Origin of the sequence: Paraburkholderia sabiae, assembly GCF_030412785.1 — a bacterium.
Classification (GTDB): domain Bacteria; phylum Pseudomonadota; class Gammaproteobacteria; order Burkholderiales; family Burkholderiaceae; genus Paraburkholderia; species Paraburkholderia sabiae.
The window spans coordinates 22,238-34,462 of sequence record NZ_CP125296.1 but is presented as its reverse complement, the minus strand read 5'-3'; the positions used below and the strand labels follow the sequence as shown (position 1 = coordinate 34,462).

The window sequence follows — 12,225 nt, the reverse complement described above, 5'->3', positions numbered from 1 at the left end:
ATGAAAATCCGCTTTGCTGGCGCAGTCATCATGGGGTTGATGCTCGCCGTTTCCGGCGCGGCGCACGCCGACCGTCTCGACGACATCAAGAAAGCAGGCGTGCTGCGCGTCGCGACGTTCGACAGCAATCCGCCGTTCGGTTTCGTCGATTCGAAGAGCAATCAGATCGTCGGGCTCGACGTCGACTATGCGCGCGCCGTGGCGAACAAGCTGGGCGTGAAGCTCGAAATCCAGCCGACCAATCCTGCCAACCGTATCGCGTTTCTGAAGTCGGGCAAGGTCGATCTCGTGTTCGCGAACTTCACGATCACCGACGAACGCAAGAAGGAAGTCGATTTCAGCACGCCGTATTTCGCGTCGGGCACGCAGTTCATCGCGAAGAAGGGCGTGCTGAAAACGCCGCAGCAACTCAACAGCCTGCGCGTCGGCGCGGACAAGGGCACGACGAACGAACAACAGGTTCGCGCGCAATTTCCCGGCGCCACGATCGTTGCTTACGACGACACGCCGTTCGCATTCGCCGCGCTGCGCACGGGCAACGTGCAGGCAATCACGCAGGACGGCCCGAAGCTCGTCGCGCTACTCGCGAACGTGCCGGACAAGAGCAACTACGAAATCTCGCCGTTCACGATTTCCAACGACTACGAAGGCGTCGGCGTGCCGAAGGGCGAGACGCGTCTGCTGAACGTGGTCGACGATACGCTCAAGGGTCTCGAAGCGAACGGCACGGCAGGCAAGATCTACGACGAGTGGTTCGGCCCATCGAGCCGCGCGCCGCTGCCGCGTCTGTTCAAGATCGGCGATCCGCAGAAGAGCTGATCGCGCGATGAACGGCTGGCTGGAACCGAAGTACGTCGCGTGGCTGGCGCACGGCTTTCTGCTGACGTTGGTGCTTTCTGCGTGCGTGATCGTGACGGCGACGCTGCTGGGTTTTGTGCTCGCGCTGGCGCGCAATGCGCGCAGCGGCGTCGTGTGTCGCGCGGCATCGCTTTACGTGCTCGTGTTCCGTAACTCGCCGCTGCTGGTGCAACTGCTGTTCTGGTACTTCGGCGCGGCGACGCTGCTTCCTCAATCAGCGATGGAATGGCTCAACGCGCCGCATGCGCTTTCGCTGGGTGCGTTGACGCTCGCGTGGCCGCCGTTCGAATTCGTCGCGGGCTGGGTTGGGCTGACGTGCTACGCGACGACGTTCATTGGCGAAGAGTTTCGCGCGGGTATGCGCGGCGTCAAAGCCGGGCAGTATCAGGCAGCGGCTGCGTTGGGTCTTACTCCGTTTGCCACCTTCCGCCATGTGATCCTGCCGCAGGCGATCCGCATCGCTACGCCGCCGCTCGCGGGGCAATACATGAACATCGTCAAGAACTCGTCGCTGACGATGGCGATCGGTCTCGCTGAACTCTCGTACACGTCACGACAGGTCGACACCGAAACGTTCAAGACCTTCCAGGCGTTCGGCGCGGCCACCGTCCTCTACATCGCGACGATTGCGGCGATCGAAGTCGCATTGCTGCTCTGGAAGCGCCGCAGCGCGCATGCATGGCAGCGGGGGACGGCATGAGCGAAATCGACTGGCTGCCGACACTGCGGTATCTGCTGCTCGGCACGTTTCCGAATGGCCCGCTCGGCGGTGCGGGTTTGACACTCGTGATGTCCGTTGCGTCGGCGCTGTTGTCGGCAGTTCTTGGGCTTGCGGGCGGCGTCGCCTTGTCGATGACACGCGGCGCTGTGCATCTCGCGCTGATCGCGATTGTCGGCTTTTTCCGCGCGATTCCCGTCCTGATGCTGATCTTCTGGACGTTCTTCCTGATGCCGATGCTGCTGCATATCGACGTGCCTGGACTCGCAACGGTCGTCTGCGCACTGGCGCTGATCGGCGGCGCGTATCTGTCGCATTCGGTGCATGCGGGCATCGCTGCTGTCGGCGCAGGGCAAGAGCAGGCGGCGGCATCGCTCGGGCTGACGCGCTGGCAGGCGCTGCGCTACGTGCTGTTGCCTCAGGCCGTGCGGATCATGACGCCGTCGTTCGTGAACCAGTGGGTGTCGCTGATCAAGGACACGTCGCTCGCGTATATCGTCGGCGTGCCCGAGTTCACCTTTCTCGCCAACCAGATCAACAACCGCCTGATGGTCTATCCCGTGCAGATCTTCCTGTTCGTCGGTCTGGTTTATCTGTTGCTGTGCTCGGCGCTGCAATTCGTTGCGACGCGATTGCTCGAAAGCGGGCGGCGTCGCGATACCTCCGGCGCTCAATCGCGAATCACCCGGTTCTCTCATGTCCAATCCGCCGATTCCTGATCCGAAGACCGCTCCCGCTTCGCCGCGCCGCAGAATGCTCGGCGGGCTGGCGCTCTCCGCGCTCGTCGCACCGAACGTGAAGGCGGCGACGCTGTTGCGGCCGTTGAGCGTCGATCCGTGGACGCAAACGCCTGGCGCGCCGATACTCGATCATCCTTATGGTCAGCCTTCGCCGCGCGAAGCCAACGTCGTGCGGCGTGCAGCGCGCGCATGGCCGATGCCGGGCGCAGCGTCGTCGCTGACGCCTTTGGCGGATCTGCACGGCACGATCACGCCGAACGGGCTTGTCTATGAGCGTCATCACGCGGGCGTGCCCGACATCGATCCCGACGAACACCGGCTCGCCGTGCACGGACTCGTGCGCGAACCGAAGCTGTTCACTATGGACGATCTGGTGCGTCTGCCGTCCGAGTCGCGCATTCATTTTCTCGAATGCTCGGGCAACACCGCGAGCGAATGGAAAGGGCCGAGCGGTCTGCCCGTGCAGATCACGCACGGACTGTTGTCGTGCTGCGAATGGACGGGCGTGCGTCTTTCGACACTGCTCGAAGCGACGGGCGGACTCGCGGCGTCATCGGATGGACGCGCGCCGAAATGGTTGCTTGCCGAAGGCGCCGATGCGTCGTCGATGACGCGCAGTCTGCCGCTCGAACGCATTCTCGACCGCGCGCTTGTCGTCTATGCGCAAAACGGCGAGCGTCTGCGGCCTGAAAACGGTTATCCGTTGCGGCTGATCGTGCCGGGTTTCGAAGGCAATACGAACGTGAAGTGGCTGCGTCGTCTGAAGCTCGTCGATGCGCCGCTGGAAACGCGCGAGGAAACGTCGAAATATACGGGCTTGCTGCCCGATGGACGCGCGCGCCAGTTCGTGTTCGAGATGGATGCGAAGTCGGTGATTACGCGGCCTTCGGCGGGGCATCGGCTGACGGTGCAAGGGTTTTATCCGATCGTCGGTCTCGCGTGGTCGGGGCGCGGCGCGATTCGGCGGGTCGAGGTGTCGACGGATGGTGGCACCACATGGCAAGACGCAACGCTCGACGAACCGGCACGCGATCGCGCGTTGACGCGCTTTCACTCGGGTTGGGTCTGGAACGGCGAGCCTACCGTGATTCTGTCGCGTGCAACGGATTCGACCGGCTACGTGCAGCCGACGCGCGAGGCTCTCGTGCAGGCGCGCGGCCTCAATTCGAACTACCACTACAACGGCATTCACCAATGGCGCGTCGGCGCCGATGGAAGCGTGAAAAATGCATAAGCCTGGTTTTCGCGGACCGCGGTCAATACATCGGGTCGTGTGTGCGTCGTTGTCGGCGGCTTTGCTTGCGGCCTGCTCGGCATCATTGACGACATCGAAGCAAGCCGCGCTCGATGAAACGCTGCGCAAATCCGCCGATGCGATCGGCACGCGCGTCAACGAAACGGACCTCGCCGCATGGAACATCGACGTCGCGCCCGATGGCCGCGGCTTGCCCGCAGGCAGCGGCGATGTCGCGATGGGCGGCAAAGTCTTCGCGGCGAAATGCGCGGCGTGTCATGGTGCGAAAGGGGAAGGGCTGATCGGCGATCAACTGATAGGCGGACGCGGCACGCTCGCGAGTGCGAATCCGAAGCGCACGGTCGGCAGCTACTGGCCGTATGCGACGACGCTCTTCGACTACATCCGACGCGCCATGCCGTACAACGCGCCGCAATCGCTCAGCGCCGACGAGGTGTATGCCGTCAGCGCGTGGATTCTGAACCAGAACGGCATCGTGCCCGACGATGCACGGCTCGATGCGCATTCTCTGGCGGCCGTCCGCATGCCGAATCGCGATGGCTTCGTTTCCGATCCGCGTCCGGGGCGGCTCTAGATAAGCCGGCTTCCAACGTGACGAAAGGCGACCCGCGTCGCCTTTCGTTGCAAATGGAGAATCAGGCTGTCTGCGCGACCTGCGCCTCTCGAACCGCAAACTGATTAACCGGTCGCGGCAACCCCAGATGATCGCGCAGCGTATTCCCCGAATACTCAGTGCGAAAAAGCCCGCGACGCTGTAACTCCGGCACGACGAGTTCCGCGAATTCGCTCAGTCCGCCGGGCAGCCACGGCGACATGATGTTGAAGCCATCGGCGCCTTCTTCCTCGAACCACTGCTGCAACTGATCCGCGATGCTCTCCGGCGTGCCGATCACCTGCTGATGTCCGCGAGCGCCTGCAATGCGCAGATACAGTTCCCGTATCGTCAGATTGTCGCGCCGGGCGAGATCGAGCAGCAGCCGCTGCCGGCTCTTGCCGCCATTCGTTTCGGGCAGTTCGGGCACAGGACCATCGACGGGATACTTCGACAGATCGACACCGCCCGACATGTTCGACAGCAGCGCGAGGCCGACGGTCGGATGAATCAGATTCTGCAAATTATCGAACTTGTCGCGCGCTTCCTGCTGCGTCCTGCCGATCACGGGAAAAATGCCGGGCATGATCTTCAGATGTTCGGGGCGGCGTCCATAGCGCGCGAGCCGGCCTTTGACATCCCGATAGAACGCCTTCGCTTCGTCGAGCGTCTGATGGGCAACGAAGATCACCTCAGCCGTTTGCGCGGCGAGTTCCTTGCCCGCATCCGATGCGCCCGCCTGAATGACGACGGGACGCCCCTGCGGCGAGCGCGCGACGTTCAACGGTCCGCGCACCTTGAAGTGCTTGCCGCGATGTTCGAGCACGTGCAGCTTGTCGGCATCGAAATAGACGCCGCTAGTCTTGTCGCGGACGAATGCGTCGTCGTCCCAGCTGTCCCACAGGCCCGTCACCACGTCGTGAAACTCTTTCGCGCGCTCGTAGCGCACCGCGTGGTCCGGATGCTGATCGAAGCCGAAGTTGTGCGCTTCCGTTTCCGTGCTCGACGTGACGAGATTCCAGCCCGAACGCCCGCCGCTCAGATGATCGAGCGACGCGAACTTGCGCGCGACGTTGTATGGCTCGTTGAACGTCGTGGAAACGGTGGCAACGAGGCCGATGTGCTGCGTGACGACGGAGAGCGCGGACAGCAGCGTTAACGGCTCGAAGTGATCGGCGCGCGCCGTGCGCGACAGCGAAGGCAGGTTTGTGTCGCGCACGCTGACGCTGTCGGCGAAAAAGATCGCGTCGAACTTCGCGCGCTCCGCGATCTGCGCGAGTTCCGCGTAGTGCTTGAAGTCAAGGCCACCGGCCGCGTGCGTGTCGGGATGACGCCACGCGGCGATGTGGTGCCCCGTTTCCATCAGGAACGCGCCGAGGCTGATCTGTCGTTGGTGTGGTCGTGCTTCGCTCACTTTGGTTTCCTTGATCGACGTCGAGAGAATGTGGGTTTCACCATGCGAGGCGCCATTCGCCGATGCGCGGTTCTTGCACCTTCACGCGATGACCGCCGTCAGGCGTGTTGTCAGCGTCAGACGCAGGCAGTTCGCTGAAATCCGCGAGTATCCGGTTGCGCAGCTGCACGAAACGCGCGTCGCTGCGCTCGCGCGGACGCGGCAGATCCACTTGTGCAATGCGCTTCACACGTCCAGGACGCGGCGCCATCGTCACGACGCGGTCGCCGAGATAGATCGCTTCGTCGACATCGTGTGTGACGAGAATCATCGTGATCCGCTCGTGCTGCCAGATACGCTGCAGTTCGTTTTGCAGACGGCCGCGTGTGAGCGCATCGAGCGCGCCGAACGGTTCGTCGAGCAACAGCACGCGCGGACGATTCACGAGCCCGCGCGCAATCGCGACACGCTGCGCCATCCCGCCCGACAACTGATGCGGATACGCATGCTCGAATCCTTCGAGTCCAACCAGCGCGACATGCTCCGCGACAGCCTCGCGCTTCTGCTGCTGCGAAAGCGGCGCATTGCGCAACGCGGCGAGAATGTTCTGCGACGCCGTGAGCCACGGAAACAGCCGGTGATCCTGAAAGACGATGCCGCGCTCAAGCGACGTATCGCGCACGCGTTCGCCATCGACGCTGATTTCGCCGCGATAGTCTGTATCGAGTCCGGCGATCAGGCGCAGCAGTGTCGACTTGCCGCAACCGCTCGCGCCGAGCACGCTGACGAATTCGCCTTGCGCGATATCGAGTGAAATGTCGTCGAGCACGAGCAGCGCGCCGTCTGCTTCGCCTTGCTGCGCGTAGCGTTTGCTGACGCCGCGGATGCGGATGCCTTCGGAAACTGTCGTCGTCATATGCGTTGCCTGTGATGTTGGTTGTGTCATGCAGCAGCGCTTTCGTGCGATGAACGCGTGCGCCGCGCGAACACGCGCCGCTCGATGCCGCGAGCGAACGCATTGAGTGCCCAGCCCGTAATACCCACGACGATGATCCCGAACAGCACCAGGTCCATCCTGAACTGTTCGCTTCCGTCGATCAGCGTATTGCCGATCCCGCTTCCCGCGACGAGCAGATATTCGGCGCCGAGCGTCGCGAGCCACGAATAGATCAACGCGAGATAGATGCCCGTGAAGATCGACGGTAGCGCGGCGGGCAGAATCACGAAACGCGCCATCTGCAAGCGCGAATAACGGAACGCGCGCGCCACTTCGACATAGCGCGGCGGCACCGCGTGAATGCCGTCGCACGTATGCGCGGCGACGGGCAGCAGTGCGGCGAGCGACAGGAACACGACCTTCGCCATATCGCCGAGTCCGAACCACACGGAGATCAGCGGAATCCACGCGAACAGCGAGATTTGCTTGAACGTGTCGAAGGTCGGGCCGATCAGGCGCGTGGCGATGCGCGAAAAGCCGAGCGCCGCGCCGAGCAGCAGGCCGCTTACCGTGCCAATCAGGAAACCGCTTGCTTCACGCGCGAGCGATGCCGACAGCGCACGCAACAGCGCCCCGCTTTGAATCTGCTGCCACGCCGTATGCGCGACATCGACGGGACTGACGAGCAAGCCGCTCTTCGCGACATGCAACGCCGACACGAGCCACCACAACGCAAACGCCGCGAGCGGCAAGACGAGACCGCGCCAGTTGAATGCGGCAAGACGTTTTCTGAATGACGACGTGCGCGGCGATTCAAACGAAGCGTCGCAACTGCACGGCGGCGGCCCGCTCGCCTTGCGCGGCGCGAAGAGACGTGACGGCGACAACGAACGCGTGAGAGACATGACGTGTTCCTCGATCGAAAGATTCACTCGCGGAATGCGGACGGTTGGCCGCGCCGCAGCCGTGCTTCGAGTGCGTCGAGCAGACGGTTGATCGCAAAGCCGATGGCGCCGACGATCACGACGGATGCCATCACGAGATCGAGCTGAAAGAGCTGGCGTCCGTACACGATCAGATAACCCAGGCCTTCCGACGAAGCGACCAGTTCGACCACGACAAGCGCGAGCCATGCCTTCGTGAACGCGAGCCGCACGCCCGTGGCGAGCGTTGGCACGGCGGCGGGGAGCACGACATACGCGACGCGTTGCCAGCGGCTGTAGCCGAATACGCGCGCGGCTTCATCGAGCGGCGCAGGCGTGTTGCGCACGCCTTGCATCGTGCTCAAAGTGACAGGGACGAGCGCCGCATGCGCGATCAGGATGTACTTGAGCGGCTCGCCGACACCGACGAGCAGCAGCAGAAACGGCAACCAGCCCAGCACGGGAATCTGCACGAGCGCGTTGAACGCGGGCAGCACGCAGGCTTCGACGGTGCGCGACAGGCCCAGCGCCGCGCCGATCAGCAGACCGGCGAGCGTGCCGACACCGAAGCCCACGAGCACGCGTTGCAGACTGACCAGCGTGTGATGCGCGAGATCGCCGCTCGTTGCGAGCTCGCGCAACGTGTCGAATACCTGTTGCGGCGGCGGAAGAATCTGCGGCGCGATCCAGCCGCGCGCACAGCCGACGCTCCACAGCGTGAACAATACGGCGGGCAGCAGCCACGGCGCGAGATGCCACGCGACGGCCCGTACGCGGCGCCGCGCTGTCTCCGATGCTTCGCTTGCGGTGTTCTGCGTGGCGCGCTTCGAAAGCGGCTGCCACTGGTCTATCGCCTTGCTCATGGCGGCCTCCGTCAGCTGAGCGGTTTGCCTTGCGCGTCGTAACGCGTCCAGTAGTGTTCGAGCGATTGCGTGCGCAGCGCATTGTCGAGATAACGCGTCTCGAACCATCCGTCGACTTCGACGGGCTGACGAATCAGCTTGAGCTTGAGCGCGTCGTTCGCGACGGCCTTGTAGCGCGCGACGATGAACGGATCGACGAGCGGCGAATTGCGCGACTTCAACGGCTGATTCGCAAACTCGGCCTGCCACGACGCATAGCTCACGCCGCTCTTCGCCCACAGCTTGAAGAGCGCGTCGCGGTTCGCTTCGTCGGACGACCACTGCGCGCCCTTGACGAACGCATTCACCACGCGCTGCACGATGTCGGGATGCGCGCGATCGAAGTCGTCGAGCACGAGCAGATGCGACTGGCGCGTGAACTGCGGCCCGTCCGTCTGCGATTCGTAGATGATCTTGGCCAAGCCCTGATCGCGCAGCTTGTAGAGGTGATAGTCGTTGACGGACGCGTCGATGCCCTTCGACGACAACGCGGCCAGCGAACTCGCGGAATCGAGATTGATCACGCGCAGATCGCGTTCGTCGAGCTGATTGGCGGCGAGCACGTTGTCCGCGACGAGTTGCAGATTGGTGCCGCGAAAGATCGACACGCGCTTGCCTTTGAGATCTTTCACCGACTGCACCGACGAGTCGGGCGGCACGGCGATTTTCACGCCGACGCGCACGCCCGATTCGAGCAGGATGCGTGTCTTCAGTCCGTTCGCGCGGCCGAGCACGGAGGGCAGATCGCCCTGAAACGCGAAGTCGAGCGATTTGTCGGCGATCGCTTCGTTGACGGCGGGGCCCGCGCCCTTGAAGAAGAGCCATTCGACCTTGATGCCGTCGGCGGCGAATTCCTTTTCGACGAGTTGCAACTGCTGCACGGTCGCCGCGGGCGAGCCGCCGAACGTGGGCGGATCGCCTGCGCCCTGCTGCGCAACGCCGATGCGGATCACGGCGGGTTTGTCGGCATGCGCTTGCGGCACGGTGAAAGCGAGCGCGGTCGCGAGCAGAACGGACTTCACGAGCGTGAAGGTTCGTCGGAGTCGGTTGTTCATGAATGAGTGCGAGGTGCGGTCAGGAGTGGTCGAAGAGGGGCGCGCGGAATGTCAGTGCGCAAGCGGTTTGCGTGCGGTCACGAAGATCAGGCGGCGCGCGAGTTGCAGACCACGCGGACCGCGATGCGCTTCGAGTGCATCAGCGAGGCGCTCTCGCAATTGCGCGATTTGCGGCTCGGCCAGTGACGACAGGAAGTTGCCGAAGGAACTCGCGCGGCTAAACGTCAGCACGTCGTCGACGTTATCGAAGGCATCGTCGAATTCGCGTATTTCGTTGAGCGTGACGTCGAAGCCCAACGTCGACAGCAAACTCGCCGCGCTGTCGCGCGTGAGCTTGTTCGGCGCGCCGATTTCCGCGCGCTGCGAGTCCGTGTCTTTGGCAATCAGCGTGTGCAGCACGCGATGCAGATCGTGTGGCACGTCGGCGGGCATCGTCGTGAAGCCGAGACGGCCGCCCGGTTTGAGCACGCGCCACGCTTCGCGCAACGCTTTGGGCTGATCCGGTATCCAGTGAATCACGCTGTTCAGATAGACGACGTCGTAGTGCGAATCGGCGATACCGGCGAGCTCTTCCGCCCGGCCGACACGCGCTGCAAAACGTCCTTGTGCACGCTGCAATGCGCGTTCGACGCGCAGCGGCAGCGGATCGAGACCGAGCACGTCGCCTTGCGTACCGACGCGCTGCGCAGCGGACTCCGTCAAACGACCTGTGCCGCAGCCGACGTCGAGCACGCGCTCGCCTTCGCGCAGTGCGAGCGCGTCGAGCAGTTGCAGACCGTGATTGAACTGGCGAATGCCGAGGCGATCGTATTCGTCGGCGAGCGTGGCGGAATCGAGTTGCAGGCTGGGTGCTTTCGACATGGAATGAGCGCGGAGTCGTCGTGGAGCGCTCATTCTTGTCGACGCAACACGTCAGGACAAGAAAGCAATCGAGCTATTCATATGCGCCACGGTGCTTTCCTGCAAGGCACGCGAGCGCGATGTTCGCTATCGCGGATAGATCGATGCATGGATGAAGAATGCCGACGCTGGGCGTGTCGATCTGCTGCTTACATGCGCACATTCGACGGCTTTGCCCGCGCGCGCTGCGGCGTCGCGCTGCAATGACACGTGCGCTTGAACCGCACGAGCGCGGCGACGCTTCCCTTCATGCAGTCGTGCAATTGTTCGGCGAGACGCGTATCGAAACCGAGGCGTTGCAGCCTTTGAATGCGCTCTTCCTGATCGTCGGCGAGTTCGATGCCTCGTCGGATGCGTGCTTCACATGCGCCCACAGGACAGGCGCTTTCTTCGTCGTTGGTCTTTGCCTGTTCCTTCGCTTGCTCGACGATGATCGCGCCGAGTTTGTCGAGCACTTCCAGCAACGTCGCGGGCGCGAATGGCTTGCGGAGCATCGCCGCGACGGGGACAGATGGCGTCGTGATCAGCGCGGACATCAGAATGACAGGCACCTGCCGAAAATCAGGCATGGATCTGATTTTGCGCACCATATCGGGGCCGTCCATCGTGGGCATCATCACGTCGGACACAATAACTTGAGGATGAGCGACGGGCGCGAGTCGCACCGCTTCCGCACCGTCATGCGCGATCGTGACGTCGTGCCCCGCGCCGTCGAGCACGGCGCTGAGTGCATCGCGCACGTTCGCATCGTCTTCGACCAGTAATACGCGGCTCATCGAAAGTGTTCCCTGTATTCGATGAGTACCTATGTGCATCGCGTATTCCCGCCCGCGCCTTCTTTCTGCGCAGCCGTGGCCGTGCCGCCGTCACACGCGGCCTGTAGCGGGTAGCGGTAATTTGTAGGCTTTACCGGCCAAACATGCGCCATGCGCGCGCGATAACGCGCGCGCGGTATGAGAAATGCTTGCGCGCCCGCGTTTAGCTGGTCAACGCCTCGCGTTCGAGTTCGCCAAGTGGAATGTGGCGCACATCGCGGCCTTTGACGACGAACACGACGAATTCGGCGATATTTTTCGCATGATCGCCGATGCGTTCGAGCGCTTTGGCAATGAAAAGATATTCGAGCGCGACGGAAACGGTTTGAGGCGTCTCGCTCATCTGCGCCACGAGTCTGCGGACGAACGCGCGAAAAGCTTCGTCGATGGCCTTGTCGTCGCGCACGATCTGCGCAGCGGCGACGGCATCCATGCGCGCGAACGCGTCGAGCACGCGATGCAGTACGGACGCCGCCATTTCGCCCGAACTTCGCAATTCGGTCAGCGGAATGGTCGAACTTGAGCCGCTTTCGTCGATGCGCCGCAAGCGCTTCGAGATCTTGCGCGCTTCATCGCCCATGCGTTCGAGATTGGTCACGCACTTCGACATCGCCATCAACAGACGCAGGTCGCGTGCGGCAGGCTGCCGGCGCGCAATCACGCGATGTATTTCTTCGTCTATCTCGATCTCGAGTGCGTTGAGTTCGCGTTCGCTGTCGCGGATTTCCTGCACGAGCGCGGGATCGTAGTCGTCGATCAGCGTCAGACAGCGGGTGATCTGTCTTTCGACCATGCCGCCCATTGCCAGAAGATGAGTGGACAGCATATTGAGCGCAGCGTCGAACTGACTTGAGAGATGCTTGTCGGACATGATGCGCCCCCTTTGCCGCGCAGCTTGAACGATGTGATGCGGTTTGGTCTCTGTTCGGCCTGTTCCGCGCGCATCCGCGAAATCGGAAACCGTATATATGGTTTCATGGTAACGGTGCAAAAATGCATGTGCAAGCGAGGAGACCCTTACTCGCAATGTCCCGTTGCCCGCAGACCACTATCCGATGGACGGAACGGGTCCTTTCCGGACAGAAGCGCTTTCGCCGGTTTGGAACGCCGCATGCGCTGGTGACGTTTTCACATGAG

The 12,225-nt window shown here is 62.9% G+C and carries 13 protein-coding genes; 5 read left to right on the top strand and 8 right to left on the bottom strand.

Features of this window, described 5'->3' with window-relative positions; translation table 11 throughout:
* Genes QEN71_RS29835 through QEN71_RS29815 form a run of 5 tightly spaced genes read left to right on the top strand, consistent with a single transcriptional unit; the run spans position 1 to position 4,145 of the window.
* Entirely contained in the window at positions 1-819 is an 819-nt protein-coding gene (locus QEN71_RS29835; protein ID WP_201649415.1) for an ABC transporter substrate-binding protein, read from the top strand.
* Positions 820-826: 7 nt separating this feature from the next.
* The gene (locus QEN71_RS29830; protein WP_201649416.1) at positions 827-1,558 is read left to right on the top strand and encodes an amino acid ABC transporter permease; all 732 of its coding nucleotides are present in this window, start codon (positions 827-829) and stop codon (positions 1,556-1,558) included.
* A complete protein-coding gene (locus QEN71_RS29825) occupies positions 1,555-2,295 on the top strand; it encodes an amino acid ABC transporter permease (RefSeq protein ID WP_201649704.1) in 741 nt (246 codons plus the stop codon). The genes QEN71_RS29830 and QEN71_RS29825 overlap by 4 nt, the downstream gene beginning before the upstream one ends.
* The gene (gene soxC / locus QEN71_RS29820) at positions 2,273-3,550 is read left to right on the top strand and encodes a sulfite dehydrogenase (protein WP_201649417.1); all 1,278 of its coding nucleotides are present in this window, start codon (positions 2,273-2,275) and stop codon (positions 3,548-3,550) included. The genes QEN71_RS29825 and soxC overlap by 23 nt, the downstream gene beginning before the upstream one ends.
* Positions 3,543-4,145, top strand: a complete 603-nt coding sequence (locus QEN71_RS29815; protein WP_201649418.1) for a c-type cytochrome — start codon at positions 3,543-3,545, stop codon at positions 4,143-4,145. The genes soxC and QEN71_RS29815 overlap by 8 nt, the downstream gene beginning before the upstream one ends.
* A gap of 61 nt (positions 4,146-4,206) precedes the next feature.
* Here the strand turns inward: QEN71_RS29815 and QEN71_RS29810 are convergent, their stop codons facing one another.
* From QEN71_RS29810 to phoU, 8 genes are all read right to left on the bottom strand, one after another.
* The gene (locus QEN71_RS29810; RefSeq protein WP_267909480.1) at positions 4,207-5,577 is read right to left on the bottom strand and encodes an LLM class flavin-dependent oxidoreductase; all 1,371 of its coding nucleotides are present in this window, start codon (positions 5,575-5,577) and stop codon (positions 4,207-4,209) included.
* Between the two features lie 37 nt (positions 5,578-5,614).
* Positions 5,615-6,472, bottom strand: a complete 858-nt coding sequence (locus QEN71_RS29805; RefSeq protein ID WP_201649419.1) for an ABC transporter ATP-binding protein — start codon at positions 6,470-6,472, stop codon at positions 5,615-5,617.
* Between the two features lie 26 nt (positions 6,473-6,498).
* Positions 6,499-7,398 carry an ABC transporter permease gene (locus QEN71_RS29800; protein ID WP_201649421.1) on the bottom strand — a complete coding sequence of 300 codons (900 nt, stop codon included), beginning with the start codon at positions 7,396-7,398 and terminating at the stop codon, positions 6,499-6,501.
* 23 nt (positions 7,399-7,421) lie between these two features.
* Positions 7,422-8,279, bottom strand: coding sequence for an ABC transporter permease (locus QEN71_RS29795; RefSeq protein ID WP_201649422.1), 858 nt, complete (start codon positions 8,277-8,279; stop codon positions 7,422-7,424).
* Positions 8,280-8,290: 11 nt separating this feature from the next.
* Positions 8,291-9,373, bottom strand: coding sequence for an ABC transporter substrate-binding protein (locus tag QEN71_RS29790; RefSeq protein ID WP_201649424.1), 1,083 nt, complete (start codon positions 9,371-9,373; stop codon positions 8,291-8,293).
* Positions 9,374-9,424: 51 nt separating this feature from the next.
* Positions 9,425-10,234, bottom strand: coding sequence for a class I SAM-dependent methyltransferase (locus QEN71_RS29785; protein ID WP_201649425.1), 810 nt, complete (start codon positions 10,232-10,234; stop codon positions 9,425-9,427).
* Positions 10,235-10,422: 188 nt separating this feature from the next.
* Entirely contained in the window at positions 10,423-11,049 is a 627-nt protein-coding gene (locus tag QEN71_RS29780) for a response regulator (RefSeq protein ID WP_201649426.1), read from the bottom strand.
* Positions 11,050-11,251: 202 nt separating this feature from the next.
* A complete protein-coding gene (gene phoU / locus QEN71_RS29775) occupies positions 11,252-11,959 on the bottom strand; it encodes a phosphate signaling complex protein PhoU (protein ID WP_201649427.1) in 708 nt (235 codons plus the stop codon).
* Positions 11,960-12,225 lie beyond the last annotated feature (266 nt).

Bases quoted from the DNA above. Each gene is read 5' to 3' on its own strand.
- QEN71_RS29795 (WP_201649422.1), bottom strand. From the start codon at position 8,279: ATGAGCAAGGCGATAGACCAGTGGCAGCCGCTTTCGAAGCGCGCCACG.
- QEN71_RS29835 (WP_201649415.1), top strand. From the start codon at position 1: ATGAAAATCCGCTTTGCTGGCGCAGTCATCATGGGGTTGATGCTCGCC.
- soxC (WP_201649417.1), top strand. From the start codon at position 2,273: ATGTCCAATCCGCCGATTCCTGATCCGAAGACCGCTCCCGCTTCGCCG.
- QEN71_RS29805 (WP_201649419.1), bottom strand. From the start codon at position 6,472: ATGACGACGACAGTTTCCGAAGGCATCCGCATCCGCGGCGTCAGCAAA.
- QEN71_RS29790 (WP_201649424.1), bottom strand. From the start codon at position 9,373: ATGAACAACCGACTCCGACGAACCTTCACGCTCGTGAAGTCCGTTCTG.
- phoU (WP_201649427.1), bottom strand. From the start codon at position 11,959: ATGTCCGACAAGCATCTCTCAAGTCAGTTCGACGCTGCGCTCAATATG.
- QEN71_RS29830 (WP_201649416.1), top strand. From the start codon at position 827: ATGAACGGCTGGCTGGAACCGAAGTACGTCGCGTGGCTGGCGCACGGC.
- QEN71_RS29780 (WP_201649426.1), bottom strand. From the start codon at position 11,049: ATGAGCCGCGTATTACTGGTCGAAGACGATGCGAACGTGCGCGATGCA.
- QEN71_RS29825 (WP_201649704.1), top strand. From the start codon at position 1,555: ATGAGCGAAATCGACTGGCTGCCGACACTGCGGTATCTGCTGCTCGGC.
- QEN71_RS29800 (WP_201649421.1), bottom strand. From the start codon at position 7,398: ATGTCTCTCACGCGTTCGTTGTCGCCGTCACGTCTCTTCGCGCCGCGC.
- QEN71_RS29785 (WP_201649425.1), bottom strand. From the start codon at position 10,234: ATGTCGAAAGCACCCAGCCTGCAACTCGATTCCGCCACGCTCGCCGAC.
- QEN71_RS29815 (WP_201649418.1), top strand. From the start codon at position 3,543: ATGCATAAGCCTGGTTTTCGCGGACCGCGGTCAATACATCGGGTCGTG.